This window comes from Bacillus sp. JKS001846 (genome assembly GCF_900176455.1).
Lineage (GTDB): Bacteria > Bacillota > Bacilli > Bacillales > Bacillaceae_G > Bacillus_A > Bacillus_A cereus.
Genome location: NZ_FWYG01000001.1, coordinates 366186 through 386333, shown reverse-complemented (window position 1 = coordinate 386333; position 20148 = coordinate 366186). Strand labels below are relative to the sequence as shown.

Here is a 20148-nt window from a genome sequence, read left to right as displayed (position 1 = left end):
CTTGTAAAGATAATAGGAGATATCTCATACTATACATAGGGGTGAAAATATGAAAATCAGCAAAAATGAGGAAGAAATTTATCAATACATGCAAATCCATCAATTCCATACCCTATTTTCATTTCATGTCTTGCCATATGTAGAGCTACATTCTTTTCAAACGAAAGAGATGATATGTAGCGAAGGAAATACTCTCCCTTATCTCTATTACTTAATTTCTGGGAAGGCAAAAATATATATGAGTCATAAAAACGGGAAGGTTTCATTAATTAATTTTATTCAAGCACCATCTTTTATCGGGGAATTAGGATTAATAGGAGTAGAAAATATTACTAAGTCCGTTGAAGTACTAGAAGATTGTGTGTGTTTGGCACTTCCTCTTAAAGATTGTCAGCAACTTTTATTACAAGATGCAACGTTTTTACAGCACTTATGTAAATTTATTGGAGAAAAGACAATTACTCGCACTGAAAATTACGCAAAAAACTATAGTTATCCTTTTGAAAATCGATTAGCTGCTTTTATTTTATTAACAGAGCAAAATAATTGTTATATAGAAAAGCATACCGAGGCCTCGGAATATTTAAATGTCAGCTACCGTCATCTTTTATATGTATTAAATCAGTTTTGCCAACAAAATTATTTAAGAAAAGAAGGCCGAACATATTATATACAAGATCGAAATACATTAGAAAAACTTGCTGATGAACTAAAAATATAAAAAAACAGCATTAACGTTTACATGTTAATGCTGTTTTTTCGAGTGACGATTATACTTTTAATTAAAATTTACTTGCTACTTTAGCTGCTTCTTCAAGACCTGCAGCAATGATTTCTTCTGCTTTATCTGGGAATTGGTTATGCCCTTCAATAACTACTGTTTCCATGTTTGTTGCGCCGAAGAAGCCCATCATACTTGCTACATATTTAACAGCCATTTCTACCTCAGCTGCTGGACCTTCTGAATATACGCCGCCTCTTGCATTTAATAATGCAATCTTCTTATCTCCGATTAGGCCAACTGGACCCTCTGGCGTATATTTGAACGTTTTACCAGCACGGTTTAAATAATCAATATATGTGTGCAATACTGCTGGAATCGTTAAGTTCCATAATGGGAAGCCGAAAACAACTTTATCAGCTTCTAGGAATTGATTTAAATACTTATCAGCAACTGCTACTGCTTTTGCCTCTTCTTCTGTTAAATCAAATCCTTTACCTACCTTGAATGTACCATTAATCATATCTACGCCTACATATGGTAATTCTTCTTTATATAAATCAAGTTCTACTACTGTATCATTTGGGTGTGCTTCTTTATAGTTTGCTAAAAATGCCTCATATAATTTTACACTAACTGCTTGTTCCGCTGGACGGTTATTTGCTTTAACGAATAAAACTGTTGCCATTATTTATTCCTCCTAGTACTCACTCTTATGTTGTTATATGCTTTCAAAAAAGGTATCCCTTGTAATTGTTGTTTTGTTGCTTACAAACATATTTTATCTTTATATAATGACAATTTCGTCCTCACATAGACGTATTTTTCCATAAAAAAAGTCCACCTTCCAAAGGCGAACTTGGTCTTACGACTTTCGTCTTATACAATTCCATTTTTCACTGCATATAATGCCGCTTGCGTACGATCAGATAAATTCAACTTACTCAAAATGCTACTTACATGCGCCTTAACCGTCTTTTCTGTAATAACTAAAACAGATGCAACTTCCTTATTGCTCATCCCTTTCGCTAATAGCTGCAATACTTCATTTTCTCTCGCTGTTAGCACATCCACTTGAATAGAAGGTTCTTCTTCCTTTTCTTCTACAGGTAATGTTTGAGAGAGAAGAGCATTTGCTATATCCGGATGTAATTGAATATTACCTTTATATGCGCTTCGAATAGCCTCAACAAGCTGATCTGGTTCTACATCTTTTAAAATATACCCACTTGCTCCAGCCCTTAATGCAGGTAACACATGCGCCTGATCAGAAAAGCTAGTTAATACAATTACTTTCACATTTGGATACTCTTTTTTAATATATGCCGTCGCCTCAACACCATCCATTTCAGGCATGTATAAATCCATTAATATAACATCGGGAGTTGTTTCTCCTACTTTCACTAACGCTTCTTTCCCATTATTCGCTTCTCCAACTAACTCTAAATCTTCCTGTGTACTTAAGAAAAATGCTAATCCTTTTAAAACGACTGTATGATCATCAACTAACAATACTTTTATTTTCACAAACTTCCCTCATTTTCACATCATAATGGTACATTTACTTTTACGCTCGTTCGTTTATTACTACTTACAATTTTAATTGTTCCACCAACTAATTCTACTCTTTCACGCATCGTAGTCATACCTAGTGATTTCTTTTCTTTTATATTCTTTTCCACAAATCCCTTTCCTTGATCAACTATTTCTAATGATACATTTTTCTCATTCACTGTAAAATAAATCGTCGCTTCTTTTATACCTGCATGCTTACTTACATTGTTCAGTGCTTCTTGGCCTATGCGCCACAAAACTTCTTCTACTACACGAGGTAAATCACGAACACCCGTAACTTGCTCCCTAATTTTCAGTCCCAAATTTTCACCGTACTGCTTTAGAGCGGGCAATAATCCTTTTTCTAATCCCGCCGGACGAAGCTGCCAAATTAATGTCCTCATTTCTTTCAAAGCTCCTTGCGCAAGTTCACGCATCTCATGCAAAGATTGATCTACCTTTTCATTTTTACCTTTTAAAACTGCCTCGGCGCCTTTTGTCATGAAGGTTAATGAAAATAATTTTTGCGAAACAGAATCATGTAAATCTCTTGCTAACCGATTTCTTTCTTCCATTCGCACAAGTTCACGGCGCTGCTCGTTTAACCTCAAATTCTCTATTATTAACGAAACATGGTTCGATAATGCTTGAATTACGTCTATTGTATTAGCATCAAACTCTCCATTATTCAGGCTAACACATAAAACACCAAATATATGGTTTTGAATATGTATTGGTGTAGCAATAACAGCTCGATTTAGATGTACATTATGTCCTATTTGATGTTTTATTAGAACTGGTTCATCTTGTTCTAACGCCCTCTTGGCCGCCTCTTTTATATCCTCTTTTAACTCTTCCTGAACGTAAGACGCTCGCAGAGATAATTCTTTTTCCTCCCTAATAAAAAGCGCTACTTGATTCCATTGAAATACTTCACCTACGTGATTTACCACTTTTTCAGGTAGTACATTAAACTTATGAATCGTTTTTAAATCTTGAATGAAACGCTCTAATTTCACATAATAATGTGCTCTTCTCTTTTCATTTTCATATAATTTTGTTCGCTTTAAAGCCGTACCAATTTGGAAGGCAACCGATTGGAGTAATACTAATTCTTCTTCTGAAAAATGTGTTTTACCCGGACTTGCAACATTTAACAACCCAAATTTTTCTCCCCCAGCTTTTAAAGGAACCGTAGCATGATGAAGAATGCCCTCCGTATCCCCCCAATTATATTCAATTGCATTATTAATTCTTTTACATTCAATAATATTAACGGCTCTCTCTAATTTTCCATCTACAAAACCTCGTAAACACCAACATTCACCTTCGCACATCGGGCGTTTATTTTCATATGTAAGTGCCTCTGGTAATTGATAATCAATTAACTTCGTATACTTCCCATTTTCATCCGCAAGAAAAATCCATCCTGTCGTTAAACCTGTTACACTTAGTAATTTCTCTAGGACAGCTTGCAATACATGATATGTATCATTTGATGTATTTAATGTTTCTGCAATTTCCTTTAATATAACTAATTCATTTGTACGATTATCTCGAAACATACTCAGTCTCCTGCATACAAGATTTTAAATAGCTCTTAAAATAAATCATCTACTTTTCACTTTGTACTTATTCGTAACATTGATATAATGGTGAGAACATAGTTTTCATTATATCACTCGAGGGGGCTTTCATAATGACATTAAATAAAGCACTTACTATCGCTGGTTCTGACACAAGTGGCGGTGCTGGTATACAAGCAGATTTAAAAACATTCCAAGAACTGGGCGTATACGGAATGACATCTCTTACAACAATCGTAACGATGGATCCACATAACGGTTGGGCACATAACGTATTTCCAATCCCAGCTTCTACATTAAAACCACAATTAGAAACAACAATTGAAGGTGTTGGCGTAGACGCTTTAAAAACAGGTATGCTTGGATCAGTAGAAATTATTGAAATGGTTGCAGAAACAATCGAAAAGCACAATTTCAAAAATGTAGTAGTTGACCCTGTTATGGTATGTAAAGGTGCTGATGAAGCATTACATCCTGAAACGAATGATTGCTTACGTGACGTTCTTGTTCCAAAGGCATTAGTTGTAACACCAAACTTATTTGAAGCTTACCAATTAAGTGGCGTAAAGATTAATTCTCTTGAAGACATGAAAGAAGCAGCGAAAAAGATCCATGCTTTAGGTGCGAAATACGTCCTAATTAAAGGCGGTAGCAAACTTGGTACGGAAACTGCAATCGACGTCCTATATGATGGAGAAACATTCGACCTTCTAGAATCAGAAAAAATTGATACGACAAATACACACGGCGCAGGTTGCACATATTCTGCTGCAATTACAGCAGAACTTGCAAAAGGAAAACCTGTGAAAGAAGCAATAAAAACTGCTAAAGAATTCATCACAGCTGCTATTCGTTACTCATTCAAAATTAACGAATACGTAGGTCCAACTCACCATGGTGCATATCGTAAATTTGTTGTATCAAAAGAACTTGTCTAATATATAAATAAAAAACACTCACAAAGTTCATACATTGCCTCTGTGAGTGTTTTTTATAAGCTTTATGTCTTCTGGTCATCTTATCTTTAAGATACAGAGCTGACCTTATTTCTACCATTTCGTTTCGAGTAGTATAACGCATCATCTGCCGCTTGAATAAATTGCTCCGGTGATCCTTCATATTCTGAAACCCCCACCGAAACTGTAATTTTTATTTTCGTTTCATCTAACAATTGAAATGAGTGACTTTCAACAGCTGTACGAATTTGCTCGCCCGTAAGAATTCCGTAAGCTAATCCCTTATTCGGTATCAAAAGCGCAAACTCCTCTCCACCCTTTCGAAAAGCCAAATCTGGAAATTGTGAAGTTTCTCGTAAAATACATCCTACTTGTTTTAGCACTTCGTCCCCTGCAGGATGCCCGTACGTATCATTTACATACTTAAAGTGGTCAATATCTATAAGTAGTAAACAAAACGAATCATTTTTCATGTTCTTATTACTAATATGACGATTCATCTCTAAATCAAACTGTCTTACGTTTCCTAAACCTGTCAATGCATCTATCGTTGCGTATTGTTTCATCTTTTGAAATAACTCATTGGATTGTAAAACATAATTTGCACTTATGAATGTTATGTAACCTGTAATAATACTAGAAATTAAATATAATCCCACTATGTGGATCTCTTTAATTAACCATATATATAACGCTGGGATTAGAATAGATAAAATATATGTGTGTAACCATACCCACTTTCCCCCTAAAGAAAGCTTCATGCGCGAAATAAAGATACTCCCTATTCCTATCGCAATGATTGTATAAAAAGCCACTTGAGAAGCTAATGAATAATCCATAAACAACAGCCTAGTTACTAAAATCATACCAATTGTTATGGTACTCGCTATCGGTCCTCCAATAATAACAGCTAGAATAACAGCTAAGTAGCGTAAATCCAATAGAATGGTACCAACACGAACACTGAAATACATTAATACTATACCTAGTATCCCAGTAAAAATGCCTACTACACATTTCTGCCCAAAAGAGAATCCTTCTTTTAACGGCTTATCCCTTAAAAGCTGACCTCCAATAAAAATAAAGGAAAGAATAATTGTTGTATTTACAAATAAGTCCCTTAACATAAAATAATCTCCCTACTTTTCCATCTATCCCCTTCCTCACCTTATTGTATACGAAATACCTTTAATTCCCAAATATTTTGTTTATTTTTGCTGTTCCACGTGAAACAGCAAAAAAATAAAAAGGGCGAAAACTCGCCCTTTTTCATTAACAACAGCGTGATATTTTTCCACCCTTTGCATTAAATCTTGCTTCTTGTGCCTCAGCAAAAAATTGCTTTTGACATACAACCTCTTCTTCAGGATGATGCTTTTTCATATGCTCCACATATACTTCATAACTTGGTACCCCAACGAGCAAACTAATAAAGCGTTTTCTTTCACCCCATACTTGCCACAACTTTTTAAGCATAGTTCCTCGACTCACTTTCATCTCTAGGAATATATGGTGCCTCTTTTAACGGCATTGGCTTATTTCTTAATACTTGGATCCAAATTCGAAGTGCTGAAATTAACACAGCGATTACAACTATCATAAAAATTCCGCAAAGCGCTGCATCGATATAATCATTGAAAATAATTTGCTTCATTTGAGCAACATTTTTTGCTGGCGCTAACACTTTTCCCTCATCTAATGCTCCCTGAAATACCTTTGCATGCGATAGAAATCCAATTTTAGGATTTTCATGAAATAGCTTTTGATATCCCGCCGTCATCGTTACAATCAGCAACCCGACAGTTGGAATAAGTGTTACCCAAACGTACGCCTTTTTTCCCATTTTGAACAAAATTGTCGTTCCAAGTAATAATGCAATACCTGCTAGCATTTGATTTGCAATACCGAAAAGTGGCCATAATGTATTAATTCCACCGAGCGGATCTATTACCCCTTGGTATAAGAAATATCCCCACCCTAATACACATAATGTTGTAGCGATTACATTCGCTAATGTAGAATCCGTTTTCCCAAATGGCTTATATACATGCCCTAAAATATCTTGAATCATAAATCGGCCGACACGCGTTCCGGCATCAATTGTTGTTAAAATGAATAGAGCTTCAAAGAGAATCGCAAAATGATACCAAAATGCCATCATGGCCGTTCCACCTATTACTTTTGAGAAAATATATGCCATACCTATCGCTAATGTTGGCGCACCACCTGTACGTGATAAAATTGTTTGCTCTCCAACATTTACAGCGAGATCTTTTAGTTCATTTGGTGTAATAGCAAATCCCCATGAGGAAATAACTTGAGCTGCCTGCGAAACATCTGTACCGATAAGTGCTGCGGGGCTATTAATTGCAAAATACGTTCCCGGTGTTAATACACAAGCCGCAATCATCGCCATCGCTGCTACAAACGACTCCATTAACATTGCTCCATAACCGATTGGCTGTGCGTGTCCCTCTTGCTCGATCATCTTCGGCGTCGTACCTGATGAAACGAGAGCATGGAATCCAGACACTGCACCACAAGCAATAGTAATAAATAAGAACGGGAATAAGTTTCCAGAAAACACAGGACCAGTTCCATCAATAAATTTCGAAACTGCTGGCATTTGTAAATCTGGTGCTACAATTAAGATACCGATTGCTAACCCTACAATTGTTCCGACTTTTAAAAATGTACTTAAATAATCACGTGGTGCTAAAAGCATCCAAACTGGTAATGCCGATGCGATAAATCCATATACAATAAGCATAATAGCAATTGTTTCACCACTAAATGTGAACATACTTGCAAGTGTTGGATTTTCTGCTACATACTGTCCTCCAACAAGAGATAAAATAAGTAGGATAATACCAATTACTGATCCTTCTCCAACACGACCAGGCCTAATATAGCGCATATAAACTCCCATTAAAATAGCGATAGGAATCGTTGCTGCTATCGTAAACATTCCCCAAGGACTTCCGATTAGTGCCTTTACTACGACTAACGCTAATACTGCTAATAAAATAATCATAATTCCTAAAATACCTATCATTGCAATTAGTCCTGTAACAGGTCCAATCTCATCTTTAATCATTTCTCCTAACGATTTACCATTACGTCTCATCGAAGCAAATAAAATGACAAAATCTTGGACAGCCCCCGCAACAACTACCCCAACAATAATCCAAATGGTTCCTGGTAAATATCCCATTTGTGCTGCTAAAATCGGTCCTACTAAAGGTCCCGCCCCAGCAATCGCTGCAAAGTGATGTCCAAACAATACCCATTTATTTGTTGGAACATAGTCTTTCCCATCGTTTAATGTATGGGCTGGTGTTTGCCGATTATCATCTAAATTAAAAACCTTTCTCGCTATAAATCTACTATAAAAGCGGTAAGCAACTGCATATACACATACGGCAGCTACTAAGAGCCATACAGCATTAATGGTTTCACCTTGTGATAAAGCTATTACCCCAAAAGCACCTGCTCCTACTGCTGTAATAACGCCCCAAAGTAAGATCGATTTCAATGTCTTCACATACAATTCCCCCAATACTATTTCTTAGTGGAGATTGTACTAAATTTTCTGAATATTTAACTTGAATCCTCCCTATCATGAAGGATTTTCAGTTTATCATGTTAAAATACTCTCATTACCTACTATAATTCAATGTTATTTCGAAGGCGTTTTACATAATTACGACTGACTGGAATCGGTTGCTCATCATACCTATCTAAATACAAATTATACGTGCCATTATAGTAAGGTTTCAGTTCTTTTACATATGACATATTAATTAAATAGCTTTTATGTACACGTAAAAAATCATATGCATTTAGCTTATTTTCTAATTCCTGAAGTGTATATGTTGAAATATACTGATTATTCGTTGTGTAAATTGAAACAGTTTTATTTTCTTTATTTTTACTTACATATACGATATCTTCTGGAAGAATATATCGTATACCCTCTTGACTTTCTATCGGTAGTTTTCGCAAATAACTCTTTGCTTTCTCACCTTGTTCTTTACCTATTTTATATAAAAGAAATTGTAAATCTTCTTCACGAAATGGTCGCAATAAATAATAAAATGCTTGGAAACGAAAAGCTGTAATAGATTCTTCTATGTTTTCACCTACAAAAATAAATTTTGTATAGCAATTTATTTCTCGTAATAAACTTGCATATTCAAAACCAGTACCATCTAGTAATTTGGAACTTAAAAAAACAAAGTCTGGTATATGTTTTTTCATCATAAATAAAGATTCTGTTCCTGTCTTTGCTTCAAAACATTCTACATTTCTCATATTTTCAGTGAAATTTTCAGCTAACTCTCTTCTCTCTTCTGCCTCTTCCATGATCAGTAAAATTTTCATTTCTTCAACCACCTAATTCTTTGTCCATATGTCCTGTTGTATACATTCGCTTTTATAAGAAATAATCCCTTTTTCTTACTATACCATTATTTATCTAAAAAAACAGAAAAAAGGAAACCACTTCGGTTTCCTCTCCCCTTTTATCCCGCACTAACTGCCTATAAAGAGCTGAGTAGTGTAGGATAATAAACGGTCAGGGATACGTTCAAATTTTCACTTTATACTAATTCTCGTTGCTTCGTTTCCTGTCCAAGTATTATTACAGCGAATACACCAATTAAAACTGATCCACAAAAAATCGTAAATATTAATGATAGTGAAGCTTCTGAGGCAACTAAATATCCCACTAATAGTGGCCCAAGAATACCACCAATACGACCAAATGCCGCTGCCATTCCTGCACCTGTACCACGAATAACCGTTGGATACTGCTCAGGTGTATAGGCGTATAATGCTCCCCAAGCACCTAAGTTAAAGAAGGATAGTAACATACCTGCCACGATTAATACTGTTAATGAATCCGCAACCCCAAACAAATAAGCACTGCAAGCTGTCCCGATTAAATACGTAACCAAAACAAATTTACGACCGAGACGTTCAATAAACCAAGCAGCTGTGAAATATCCTGGAAGTTGAGCTAATGTCATAATAAGTACGTATTGGAAACTTTTTATTAAACTAAATCCTTTTAGCACCATTACACTCGGTAACCAAAGGAACATTCCATAATAGGAAAAAACAACACAAAACCATAGAATCCATAGCATAATTGTTGCTTTACGATATTCCCCAGACCAAACTGATTTTATATTTTCAATAACAGATGGCCTTTTTTCAACTTTTTGGAACCTTGGGGAATCCGGTAAATTCCATCTTAAATATAAAGCATATAATGCTGGAACTGCACTCAATACCATCGCAACTTCCCAACCATATTTAGGAATAACAAAATACGAGATAAGAGCTGCAATTAGCCATCCACCTGCCCAAAAACTTTCTAATAACACAACAATTTTCCCACGTTCATGCGCTTCAACACTCTCTGATACTAGTGTAGAGGCAACCGGAAGCTCTCCGCCAAGCCCCATACCAATTAAAAAGCGTAAAACGAGAAACATCGCAAGTGTTGTTGTTAATGCAGTTAAACCACTACCGATAGAAAATAATAATAATGTAATAATAAAGACTGATTTTCGCCCTATTTTATCTGATAGTATCCCAAAAATAAGCGCTCCTACTGCCATACCGATTGAGTTAATACTGCCTATCCAGCCCATTTCTTGCGTACTTAATCCCCAATCCTTTTGCAAGGCTACCATTACAAATGAAAGCATTCCAACATCCATTGCATCAAATAGCCATCCAAGCCCAGCTATACCTAGTAGTTTGCGCTTCGAAATTTCTTTAACCTTGCCCACTAGAAGTCCTCCTCACACAGGTGTCTTTACACATCATTTTACATGTGTGAATTGTATAAGTAAAATACTTTTGTGTAAAAAATTCTCCTTCATCATTCCCAAAAAGTAAAACGTCTATCCCGATTGGTGAGAGCTAATAATCTGTGGGGATGCCTCACTGATTAAAGTTTCAATTTATTAAAAATGAATAAATAAAAAAAGCAGCGATATTTCGCTACTTTTTCGAACGCATTACTTCTTTTAAAAATTCCGCTAATACTAACTGACGACGCCAGCGTGTTGGATTACTGCATAATCTATAAAACCACTCTAAATGAATCGCTTGAATCCATTTTGGTGCACGTTTTACCTCTCCAGCCCATACGTCTAAACTTCCACCTACTCCAACAGCCATTTTCGTTTCTAAACGATGCTTATTGTTTTGGATAAAGTTCTCTTGTCTCGGGAAACCAAGTGCAACAAGTAATAAATCTGGTTTTGCTTCTTGAATGCGAGAAATAATATTCTCTTCGTCTTCTTGTTTAAAATAACCATCTTGTATACCGGCGATGGATACAGCTGAATATGTCTTTGTTAAATGATCTGCTGCAGCTTGTACAACATGCGGCTTTGCACCTAATAAGAAAACAGATACCGGCTTACTATCTTCTGATAACTTCGCAAGTAAATTACACATTAAATCAAAACCTGCTACACGTTCTTTTAAAGGTGTACCAAGCATCCCGCTTGCCTTTACAACCCCAATACCATCAGGTGTAATTAAATCTGTATTCAATAATGTTTGATAGAACTTTTCATCCTTTTTTGCGCACATAACAATTTCAGGGTTTGCTGTTACTACCTGAAACGTATGAGTTCGCTCCGCTTCTAGTTGTTCTTTTAAATATTGGACCGTTTCATCCATTGTCATTGTAGAAAAAGGAACGCCTAGAATATCAACTGTTTGTACTGCCATAGTTAACTATCCTCTCTATCATTACAAGTTTTTCGCTATTAATTGCTTATATGTTTCCTTTGTATCTTCATATAGTTTCTGAAGTGAGAAGTTCATAGTAGCATGCTCATAAATATGTTTACCCATTGCTGCTAACTCTCCAGTTTTCCACTTATCATACGCTTCTTCTAAAGCTAATGCTAATGCCTTTCCATCACCTGTTGGCACAATCCATCCGTAAGTTTCATCTACGATTAATGGTTCAATTTCTCCAGCCCTAGTCACAATTGATGGTACGCGTTGATTTGCCGCTTCTAATAAAACTAGTGGGAACCCTTCACTATGGGAAGTTAATAAATTTACATGTGACGACGCAAATAATTGTTTTACATCTTGACGATGTCCTAAAAACTCTACTTTATCGTTAATCCCTTTTTCAGTAGCTAATGACTTTAGATTTTCTTCTAATGGGCCATCGCCAACTAATAATACTTTAATTTTCTCTAATTTTGTTTGTTGTAACGCATCGAATAAAACTTCATGTCCTTTGACAGGATGTAATCGTGCTACTTGGATTGCCGTAAATACATCTTCATCAATATTGAACATTTCTTTTTTATTATAGCCTTCTGCTTTTTCCTTATCGTATTCAATTCCATTATAAATAACATGCATCTTTTCATTTGAAATACCTAATGCTGCCAGGCTTTTTTTCAATCTATTTGTTACAACGAAAAATAAGTCTATATTTTTTAAGGCTTTCAAATTTAATTTCGTAAAAATCCAACCTTTTAAGCCCTGTTTAGTAAAGTCTTGAAATGGATCACTATGAATAGTCGTTACCCATTTTGCCTTTATTCTCTTTTTCATTAAAGAAACATAGAAATTAGCCCTAGGGCCATGTGTATGAACTACATCAAATTTTTCTTTATTAATAAATTCACTTATATTCTTTAAAATGGATAAATCATAGCGCGATTTTTGTGAAAACACATGGACTTTTATCCCTAACTCCCTTGCTTCCTTCGCAACAATTCCATCTTCAAATACTGCTAATTCTACTTCACCAGTTGGAAACTGATCGAGAAGTGAAATAATATGTGTTTTCCCTCCTCCATCTTCTGCTCCTGCATTCATATGCAATATTTTCATATTTTTTCCTCCTTTAAATCCTCGCTACGTTTCCATCTATTTTTATTTTACTGTACTAAAAAATAAAAGCTAACAAAAGTTAGCTTTTATTTTTATCATTCAATTTCTAGGTCTACTATTAGATAAGCTAACACCACTACAAAGTAAATCCCAACTCCTGGTGCTGTTAAAATATGTCCTGCAATATAAGCAATACCTAACGCTAACAATAAGCTTGCTGAAATCATTCCATATTTTATATTAAATATGTCCTTAAATCTCGTAGCAAATGCTAGTAGAATTCTTAGCCCGTAATAAATAAATGGAATCATTAGTAATACAAAGCCAATAATCCCGAAATCATAAAACCAATCATGGAAGTCCATTTCAATTAGTTTTGGATCTGGCTGCTTTTGTTCATTGTATTTAAAGTTACCTGCATAACCCATTCCTAATAACTTTTGTGACATTGGCGCTTCTTTAAAGAACTGCTTATGTCTTTCTTCATATACTTGACGTCCACTGAAAATAAGATTTTCTTGATTTTCTTTCTTTTGCTCTTTCTCAAGCTCTTTCTTAACTTCCTCTTCTATCTTCGCCTTTTCTTCTGGCTTTTCAACTTTATGATGATTTTCTTCTTTTGCTTTAAGTTCTTGCTCTTTTTTCAGCTTCTCTTTAATTTCTTTTTCTTTTTGACCTTGCTGTGCCACATTTTGCTCTGATAAATAATTATTGTGAATACCCATATTTTGTGCTAATGGCGTTTGTTTAAACGTTCCGACTACACCAGCTAATAGGACAATAGCAATTACTGCATTAAGTGCAAGGGATTTTTTGTTCGGATTTTTTCTATCAAATAATAATTGTAGTAAAATAATCCCGATTGCTGCCGCTAGCGTAGCACCAATTGAGCCCATTCCTACTTTTGTACCAACTTGAATTAGCGAATAAATCATTAAAAGTGATGGAATCCAATATAGAATGTGTTTCCAGCTCTTTGTTTTTTGAATAGAATATAGTACTACAATAGGGAAAATAATAGCTAAGATTGAACCTAGTTCATTCCCTGCATAGAACCAACCTCGAGAACCAACCTTCATCCATTCATAACTACCAAAGTCAGTAGATGTTGAAATAGAAATAACCATAATTGCGTTAATGATTAATGTAGAATATACAATACTATTTCGAACCTTATCACTAATATTAACTGTCTTTTTCAATGATTTTAAAGCTAAAATGTATGATCCCAGCATGATATATATATATAATGCTTTCGCAACGAATTTAACCTCTTCACTAAGTACAATAGGATCCTTAACTAGTTTGTTATTAATAAATCCTATCCCTAAAACTCCGGCTAACAATATAAGATAAATTAAAAACTTTCTATTTTCCTTCTCTTTTGCCTGAATTAAAATGTAAATACCACCAACAGCCATAATAAGGAATCTTACTAAAATTCCAACGGTAGCATTTGACTTTAATAAAGTGATGCTAAGAGACGTTAATAAATCTAAAACAGGCTGTAAAATAATAAAAAAGAGCAAAAAATGCTCAAATCTAACCCTAGCTTGATTTGCTAACATTCCAAGACCTCCATACAAAATCTTAACATTATCTTTTAATCATAATTTTTTATCATTCAAACACACCTAGCAATTATAACATAACTCATATTCAAATCGAGAACTATTTTTCCAGCTAAAACTAGCCAGGACAAGTATTAATCAGTAATAGAAATTATCGTCCTTTAGCTATACTCCCCTATTTTTATAAAATCTATCTAACAACCATCCCCTTATTTTTGTCAGTATATAAATATTTTTTTATCATTTTATACAAATATAAATAACCTACCTATAATTGTAATGTTTTACCAAATAAACAACATCAAAAAATGTAAAATTAATCTTTTCATATCTTTTTCAAATTACTTTATGGCTATTTTCCAAACATTTTCAAACGCTTTCTTTATGAATTTTATCCGTTTTTCTACATGTAGCGAAAAGTAATTGTTATTTCCAATACTTTAGTGTATATTTTTTCTCTGGAACATCTTTAAGAGGAAGGGATTAAGGCCATGTTATTAATCGATATATTTACGTTTCTTGGCATTATCGCTGCTGCCATTTCTGGTACATTAGTTGGTTTAAAAAAAGATTTAGATTTATTTGGTGTCCTTTGTTTAGCTGTAGCTACTGCGCTCGGCGGCGGTATTATTCGTGATATCATGATTGGTAACCTGCCCCCTGTCGCATTTGTAAAACCCATTTACTTTTTCGTAAGTGTATTATCAGCATTATTTACTTGTATGTTTTTTGAGCGCATCAATAAACTTCAAGTCGTTATTATGCTTTCTGATGCTGTTGGCTTAGGTGTTTTTACAGCTATTGGTGCAAATGCGGCAATGTCACATCATGTTGACGCCTCATTTCTAGTTGTTTCAATGGGAGTCATTACAGGTATTGGAGGCGGTATTTTGCGTGACATTTGTGCTCAAGATATCCCTTACGTATTCCGAAAAGAGATTTACGCAATCGCTTCTATCTTAGGAGCAATTAGCTTCCTAATCACACACGCTATGGGGGCGCACGTGTTAGCTTTCTATGTTTGTTTATTAGTAACATTCATTATTCGTGTCGTCACTGTAATATATAATGTTCATTTCCCTGTTTTCTTTAAAACACATGCTAAAATTAATAAAGGCCATTAAGAGAATTCTAGATAGAATTCTCTTAATTTATATACTATTCAACGAACTAATATAGAGTAATTATATATAAGCATATATAATTACTCTATATTAGTTTTAAAATTGAAAACGTTTTATATACAGGGGGAAGAATGATGCTTGGGGTTTTCAAAAAAAATATTAATAAAACAAATGCCAGTATAATCGAATTAAGTAAGGACCAACAAATAACTTTTAATGTCCCTACTAATTCTGAATTAAAAATTCAAATGGATATGCTACATATTTCAAAAGAAGATTTACAAGTTGTAAAAGTACTACAGCCTTTTATTTATGCAGAAATTGATTGGATTACTGAAAAATTCTATGCCAACATTACAAAACAACCTAATTTAATTACTATTATTGAACGTTACAGCTCTATTCCAAAACTAAAACAAACTTTAAAAACACATATTAAAGAATTATTCAGCGGCAATATGCATGAAGATTTTATTGAACAGCGTGTTAGGATTGCCAAAAGGCATGTACAAATTGGTTTACATCGAAAATGGTATACTGCTGCTTATCAAGAATTGTTCCGCTCTATCATGAAGATTTTGCAAACAAAAATAACAACAATCGATGATTTTTCCTATTCTATAAATGTTATAAATAAATTATTTACTCTTGAACAAGAACTTGTTCTTGCAGCTTATGAATCTGAATATGAAAGAATGCAAAAAGAGCATGAGAAAGAAAAAGAACTAACTGCTATGACAATTACGCATATCGCAACAGAACTAGCTGCTGTATCTGAAAAAACAAGCTCTTCTATTCAAAAACTAACCGCCAAATCTGAAACTATTGTAGAGATTGCTAAAACAGGTACATCATTAGCTACAACATCTGAAGAAAAAGCCAATAAAGGGAAAGAACAATTAAACCAGCAAAACAAACGAATGGGATCTATTCAAATGAATATGGAAACGATTATTACAGATACTCATGAACTCCTTAATATTTCTAACAAAATTAATGAAATCATAGATATTGTTAAATCGATTGCGGAGCAAACCAATTTACTCGCACTAAATGCAGCTATCGAGTCTGCACGTGCTGGAGAATTTGGGAAGGGGTTTTCTGTTGTTGCTGGTGAAATTCGAAAATTATCAGAGCAAACGAAAGAATCTATATTTAACGTTACAAAGCTCGTTGAAAAAACAAATGAACAAATTACCCGTGTCTCGTCTTCCGTGAAACAAATTAGCTCTCTCGTATCGGAAGGAACGGATAGTATGTCAGCAACAGATCGATACTTCCAAGAAATTGTAAAAGATATGTCTAACTCAAAAGAACAGAATAAGAAAATTGAACACGAGCTACAAGCTATTTCACAAGTAATGAAAGGAATTCAAGATGATTCCTCACAAATGGCTCTAACAGCCGATAATTTACAACTAGAACTAAATCGATAAGATAAAGTGAAACTTTAATCAACGGGGGTTTTGTTCATCCCCCGTTGATTATCAGCCCTCACCAATCGGGCTTTTACGGGCAGCCCGCCCCCCACCTAACTTCTTTGCTTTCGCTGATTTTGAGGTGGGGGTCTTACTGCCTGGAAAATAGCGGGATCAAATTCAAGTCAGGCATACTTTTCATCTGCACTGACTACTAAATTTCATCTTCCATCAAAAAAAGAATCCAGAATGGATTCTTTTTATTTTCTGAAAAATATTTTTTGACAATACACATAACTCATATAAACACCAAAGCTCTGCAAAATGAACAATGCCGGCATAATTACATTGTAATATGCCATATCTACTTGAAAGAGCTTTAACAATACGTAGCCACTAATTAAAAATAAGAACAACATATATCCCTCATTTTGTTGTTTCTTAATAAGGAAGTGTAATAGAGCTATAGTCATAAACAATGTTACGGCTATATATATCAGTTTTTCACATTTGAAAAGAATAGAATTTACCCCTTCATCTGAAAACTGATTTATCATCGGCTCTAAAAGTTTAAATCTTTCTCCCTCAATCTCTTTTAACTTTTGATCAATATGCTCTGTTACACTTTGATTTTTCGATATTTTTTCTTCATGTTGCGTCTTTCCAATTAAAACAGATTGAACATACGTCTCATTTGAAATCGTATATTGTGACAATCCCATTGCCTTAATTCCATAATTCACACTAAAATGGGCACTATAAAATAGAATAAGTATCCCTATCATTTTTAGTAACACCTTTTGTTTCGTTGCTGATTGAAATACTTCGATTAATAATACATATACCGTAATAAAAATAGGAAGAAATAATCCCATTGGGAAAACCATATTACTAAATGCAAATAAAATCGCTGAAAACACCCACATATAAGGATGATCTAATCCTTTATATAAAAGTATGTAACAAGCAAAATAAAATAAAAATATTGCAAGTGATTCAGGAGTTAATACGGAACTCATGAATATATTTGGAATATACAGAGCATAAAAGATAGAAGCAATACGACCGCATTCTTCTCCAAAAACCATTCCCGCAATACGATAAATAAATAATGCTGTTCCTGTGCAAAATAGCACATTAAATAGTTGTAAAGCGAATAATGAATCACCAAATATACGAATAATTACCGACTCATATATAATAAAAGGCAAATGAGTTACAGTCCCTATATTATTACCAATTGCAATCTGCTTTGCAGACTCATACATCACTTTCATATCACCAATTATTGGAGCATCTACAAATAACAGCATACTAACCCTCACAACTATAGATATACTTATAAGAAAAATAAGAAATTGTTTATCTGTAAAACGATATTGTAGAATTGATGCCACTAACAAAATAAGTATGATAAAAATTGCTAATATGATTGTTACACTTGTTGTACTTCCTCCAAAAAATTGCTTACTTGTCTCAAATGCTGCCCAACAACTATAAACAAAAAATGCGAGCATCGCACCGATTGTAATTTTATTGAAGAAAGATGAAAAATTTGTTTGTATATGATTCATATGTCCATTGCACCTCTATTTCCATTCATAACAAAACGATTCTATCATGAATGGGTACACGGCTGATAGGGAATTTCTATGACAAATACATAGTCATTACTTTTTACTTGCAATGTAAGCGAATCCTCTTTTACACTACATTTTAGATAAAATAAATTTTCTTTCAGTTACATGAATACAAATACAGAAGTTTAAATAATCCTCTTTTGGAATACACTTTACTTCATTAAATATCTAATATGAGTAATCTGCTTACACATATTATTCTGATTGAAAACAGACTATAGGGGCTGAATATATGGAAAAGAAATTCATGCGAGAATCTAAAGCAATTAAGACAACACGTGTTTTTCCTAACGATTTAAATAATCACCAAACACTTTTTGGAGGGAAATTATTAGCAGAAATTGATAGTATTGCTTCAATTGCGGCTGCAAGACATAGTCGTAAACATTGCGTAACAGCATCTATTGATTCAGTTGATTTTTTAACTCCAATTCACCAAGCTGATTCTGTTTGTTATGAAGCATTTGTATGTTATACAGGGAAATCTTCAATGGAAGTTTTCGTAAAAGTAATCGCAGAAAACTTATTAGCAGGCGAGCGTAGAATTGCTGCTACTTGCTTCATTACATTTGTGGCAATAAAAGATGGAAAACCTTCATCCGTACCACAAGTACTTCCTGAAACTGAAGAAGAACATTGGTTACACACAACCGGTTTAGAACGCGCGGAAAACCGAAAAAAGGGACGTTTAAAAAGTAAAGAGATGGCTGAAGTTTTAACTTTAAGTAAGCCATGGAATATATAATACGATACTCTCACTTCATACATGCACAGGTTTATTTCATCCTTGCATGTATTTTTTATTGTAAAAAATTCCACCTCTTATCTTTTATTTACTGTTTGTCTCCTAAAATAATCCACCAGTTTTTCCTTTATTTTGCTATACTATTAATGGTATATTAGATAAGGTTCGTTTAAAAATAACTATAATATAATTAAGTATATAAGGGATGGTGCGATAATGTCTATTGAGGTACCAATTTCAATACCAAAAACGTTAATTATTATTCCTGCGTATAACGAGGAAGAAGCAATTGCAGATACATTAACAAGATTATTAAAACTAAAACAGCATTTTACAGAATTAAGCATTTGCGTTATTAATGATGGATCACATGATAAAACAGCTCAAATCGTAAATGATTTTCCTGTTCACCTTGTGAACTTACCATATAACCTAGGTATTGGCTCAGCTGTACAAACTGGTTATAAATACGCTTATGAGAATGGATATGATATTGCGATTCAGTTCGATGCTGATGGGCAACATAATCCTGATGATTTGTACAAAATTATAAAACCTATTGCTGAAGACCAATGCGATATGGTGCTAGGTTCACGTTTTACAGAGAAAACAGCCTATAAAGGTAGTATTTCTAGAAGAATTGGTATTTTTTATTTTACTGCTCTACTGAAAGTACTAACAAAACAAACCTTTATGGATCCAACTTCTGGGTATCGTGCTATCAATAGAGAAGTAATTAAGATTTTTGCACATAATTATCCAAAAGATTATCCAGAACCAGAAGTCCTTATTCATTTAAAAAAGAAAAAATTACGCATTAATGAAATATCCGTAAATATGCAAGAGCGTCAAGGGGGACAATCTTCTATCACACCTCTTAAATCTGCATATTACATGATTAAAGTAAGCCTTGCTATATTGATGCAAAAAATTGTGAAAGGTTGAT

General features: G+C 34.1%; 18 protein-coding genes. 6 read left to right on the top strand and 12 right to left on the bottom strand.

Annotation, left to right across the window (positions count from 1 at the left end; genetic code table 11):
• Positions 1 to 49 precede the first annotated feature (49 nt).
• Positions 50 to 721: a transcriptional regulator YeiL gene (locus B9A45_RS02145; protein ID WP_000703312.1), complete on the top strand. Its 672-nt coding sequence runs from the start codon at positions 50 to 52 to the stop codon at positions 719 to 721.
• 61 nt (positions 722 to 782) lie between these two features.
• On the opposite strand, the gene B9A45_RS02140 is transcribed toward B9A45_RS02145, so the two are convergent.
• The 3 genes from B9A45_RS02140 to B9A45_RS02130 all read right to left on the bottom strand — a co-directional run bounded on the left by B9A45_RS02140 (position 783) and on the right by B9A45_RS02130 (position 3840).
• The gene (locus tag B9A45_RS02140) at positions 783 to 1409 is read right to left on the bottom strand and encodes an FMN-dependent NADH-azoreductase (RefSeq protein ID WP_000246735.1); all 627 of its coding nucleotides are present in this window, start codon (positions 1407 to 1409) and stop codon (positions 783 to 785) included.
• A 191-nt stretch (positions 1410 to 1600) separates the two neighbouring features.
• Positions 1601 to 2248 carry a response regulator gene (locus B9A45_RS02135; RefSeq protein ID WP_000695813.1) on the bottom strand — a complete coding sequence of 216 codons (648 nt, stop codon included), beginning with the start codon at positions 2246 to 2248 and terminating at the stop codon, positions 1601 to 1603.
• 20 nt (positions 2249 to 2268) lie between these two features.
• Positions 2269 to 3840 (bottom strand): GAF domain-containing sensor histidine kinase, encoded by a 1572-nt coding sequence (locus B9A45_RS02130; RefSeq protein WP_053513768.1) that lies wholly within the window; start codon positions 3838 to 3840, stop codon positions 2269 to 2271.
• A 134-nt stretch (positions 3841 to 3974) separates the two neighbouring features.
• Between B9A45_RS02130 and pdxK the strand changes: the two genes are divergently transcribed.
• Positions 3975 to 4799 (top strand): pyridoxine/pyridoxal/pyridoxamine kinase, encoded by an 825-nt coding sequence (gene pdxK / locus B9A45_RS02125; RefSeq protein WP_084063832.1) that lies wholly within the window; start codon positions 3975 to 3977, stop codon positions 4797 to 4799.
• An 86-nt stretch (positions 4800 to 4885) separates the two neighbouring features.
• Here the strand turns inward: pdxK and B9A45_RS02120 are convergent, their stop codons facing one another.
• The 8 genes from B9A45_RS02120 to B9A45_RS02080 all read right to left on the bottom strand — a co-directional run bounded on the left by B9A45_RS02120 (position 4886) and on the right by B9A45_RS02080 (position 14272).
• A complete protein-coding gene (locus B9A45_RS02120) occupies positions 4886 to 5944 on the bottom strand; it encodes a GGDEF domain-containing protein (RefSeq protein WP_000942901.1) in 1059 nt (352 codons plus the stop codon).
• A gap of 145 nt (positions 5945 to 6089) precedes the next feature.
• The gene (locus tag B9A45_RS02115; protein WP_000914504.1) at positions 6090 to 6293 is read right to left on the bottom strand and encodes a YbdD/YjiX family protein; all 204 of its coding nucleotides are present in this window, start codon (positions 6291 to 6293) and stop codon (positions 6090 to 6092) included.
• Positions 6286 to 8361, bottom strand: coding sequence for a carbon starvation protein CstA (cstA, locus tag B9A45_RS02110; RefSeq protein ID WP_084063831.1), 2076 nt, complete (start codon positions 8359 to 8361; stop codon positions 6286 to 6288). Before cstA ends, B9A45_RS02115 begins: the two co-directional genes overlap by 8 nt.
• A gap of 122 nt (positions 8362 to 8483) precedes the next feature.
• On the bottom strand, positions 8484 to 9200 hold the full coding sequence (locus B9A45_RS02105; protein WP_000698256.1) for a LytR/AlgR family response regulator transcription factor: 717 nt from the start codon (positions 9198 to 9200) through the stop codon (positions 8484 to 8486).
• A 218-nt stretch (positions 9201 to 9418) separates the two neighbouring features.
• Positions 9419 to 10618 (bottom strand): MFS transporter, encoded by a 1200-nt coding sequence (locus B9A45_RS02100; RefSeq protein WP_058840337.1) that lies wholly within the window; start codon positions 10616 to 10618, stop codon positions 9419 to 9421.
• 214 nt (positions 10619 to 10832) lie between these two features.
• The gene (locus B9A45_RS02090) at positions 10833 to 11573 is read right to left on the bottom strand and encodes a WecB/TagA/CpsF family glycosyltransferase (protein ID WP_000290748.1); all 741 of its coding nucleotides are present in this window, start codon (positions 11571 to 11573) and stop codon (positions 10833 to 10835) included.
• A 21-nt stretch (positions 11574 to 11594) separates the two neighbouring features.
• Positions 11595 to 12704 carry a glycosyltransferase family 4 protein gene (locus B9A45_RS02085; RefSeq protein WP_000697464.1) on the bottom strand — a complete coding sequence of 370 codons (1110 nt, stop codon included), beginning with the start codon at positions 12702 to 12704 and terminating at the stop codon, positions 11595 to 11597.
• Positions 12705 to 12799: 95 nt separating this feature from the next.
• On the bottom strand, positions 12800 to 14272 hold the full coding sequence (locus B9A45_RS02080; protein WP_000880749.1) for an O-antigen ligase family protein: 1473 nt from the start codon (positions 14270 to 14272) through the stop codon (positions 12800 to 12802).
• Positions 14273 to 14766: 494 nt separating this feature from the next.
• Here B9A45_RS02080 and B9A45_RS02075 point away from each other — a divergent pair, with 494 nt between their 5' ends.
• Positions 14767 to 15399 carry a trimeric intracellular cation channel family protein gene (locus B9A45_RS02075; protein WP_000924369.1) on the top strand — a complete coding sequence of 211 codons (633 nt, stop codon included), beginning with the start codon at positions 14767 to 14769 and terminating at the stop codon, positions 15397 to 15399.
• A 134-nt stretch (positions 15400 to 15533) separates the two neighbouring features.
• Complete coding sequence (locus tag B9A45_RS02070) at positions 15534 to 16835, top strand: globin-coupled sensor protein (RefSeq protein ID WP_000901887.1); 1302 nt, start codon at positions 15534 to 15536, stop codon at positions 16833 to 16835.
• Between the two features lie 242 nt (positions 16836 to 17077).
• On the opposite strand, the gene B9A45_RS02065 is transcribed toward B9A45_RS02070, so the two are convergent.
• Positions 17078 to 18391: an ArnT family glycosyltransferase gene (locus tag B9A45_RS02065; RefSeq protein WP_044585043.1), complete on the bottom strand. Its 1314-nt coding sequence runs from the start codon at positions 18389 to 18391 to the stop codon at positions 17078 to 17080.
• Positions 18392 to 18689: 298 nt separating this feature from the next.
• Here B9A45_RS02065 and B9A45_RS02060 point away from each other — a divergent pair, with 298 nt between their 5' ends.
• Both B9A45_RS02060 and B9A45_RS02055 read left to right on the top strand, forming a co-directional pair.
• Positions 18690 to 19202: an acyl-CoA thioesterase gene (locus B9A45_RS02060; protein ID WP_000412120.1), complete on the top strand. Its 513-nt coding sequence runs from the start codon at positions 18690 to 18692 to the stop codon at positions 19200 to 19202.
• A gap of 216 nt (positions 19203 to 19418) precedes the next feature.
• Positions 19419 to 20147 carry a glycosyltransferase family 2 protein gene (locus B9A45_RS02055; protein WP_000021476.1) on the top strand — a complete coding sequence of 243 codons (729 nt, stop codon included), beginning with the start codon at positions 19419 to 19421 and terminating at the stop codon, positions 20145 to 20147.
• Position 20148 lies beyond the last annotated feature (1 nt).

What these genes read in the sequence shown, in the direction of transcription:
- B9A45_RS02145 (WP_000703312.1), top strand. Translation starts at nt 50, where the DNA reads ATGAAAATCAGCAAAAATGAGGAAGAAATTTATCAATACATGCAAATC.
- B9A45_RS02140 (WP_000246735.1), bottom strand. Translation starts at nt 1,409, where the DNA reads ATGGCAACAGTTTTATTCGTTAAAGCAAATAACCGTCCAGCGGAACAA.
- B9A45_RS02130 (WP_053513768.1), bottom strand. Translation starts at nt 3,840, where the DNA reads ATGTTTCGAGATAATCGTACAAATGAATTAGTTATATTAAAGGAAATT.
- pdxK (WP_084063832.1), top strand. Translation starts at nt 3,975, where the DNA reads ATGACATTAAATAAAGCACTTACTATCGCTGGTTCTGACACAAGTGGC.
- B9A45_RS02120 (WP_000942901.1), bottom strand. Translation starts at nt 5,944, where the DNA reads ATGTTAAGGGACTTATTTGTAAATACAACAATTATTCTTTCCTTTATT.
- B9A45_RS02115 (WP_000914504.1), bottom strand. Translation starts at nt 6,293, where the DNA reads ATGCTTAAAAAGTTGTGGCAAGTATGGGGTGAAAGAAAACGCTTTATT.
- B9A45_RS02105 (WP_000698256.1), bottom strand. Translation starts at nt 9,200, where the DNA reads ATGAAAATTTTACTGATCATGGAAGAGGCAGAAGAGAGAAGAGAGTTA.
- B9A45_RS02090 (WP_000290748.1), bottom strand. Translation starts at nt 11,573, where the DNA reads ATGGCAGTACAAACAGTTGATATTCTAGGCGTTCCTTTTTCTACAATG.
- B9A45_RS02085 (WP_000697464.1), bottom strand. Translation starts at nt 12,704, where the DNA reads ATGAAAATATTGCATATGAATGCAGGAGCAGAAGATGGAGGAGGGAAA.
- B9A45_RS02080 (WP_000880749.1), bottom strand. Translation starts at nt 14,272, where the DNA reads ATGTTAGCAAATCAAGCTAGGGTTAGATTTGAGCATTTTTTGCTCTTT.
- B9A45_RS02075 (WP_000924369.1), top strand. Translation starts at nt 14,767, where the DNA reads ATGTTATTAATCGATATATTTACGTTTCTTGGCATTATCGCTGCTGCC.
- B9A45_RS02070 (WP_000901887.1), top strand. Translation starts at nt 15,534, where the DNA reads ATGCTTGGGGTTTTCAAAAAAAATATTAATAAAACAAATGCCAGTATA.
- B9A45_RS02065 (WP_044585043.1), bottom strand. Translation starts at nt 18,391, where the DNA reads ATGAATCATATACAAACAAATTTTTCATCTTTCTTCAATAAAATTACA.
- B9A45_RS02060 (WP_000412120.1), top strand. Translation starts at nt 18,690, where the DNA reads ATGGAAAAGAAATTCATGCGAGAATCTAAAGCAATTAAGACAACACGT.
- B9A45_RS02055 (WP_000021476.1), top strand. Translation starts at nt 19,419, where the DNA reads ATGTCTATTGAGGTACCAATTTCAATACCAAAAACGTTAATTATTATT.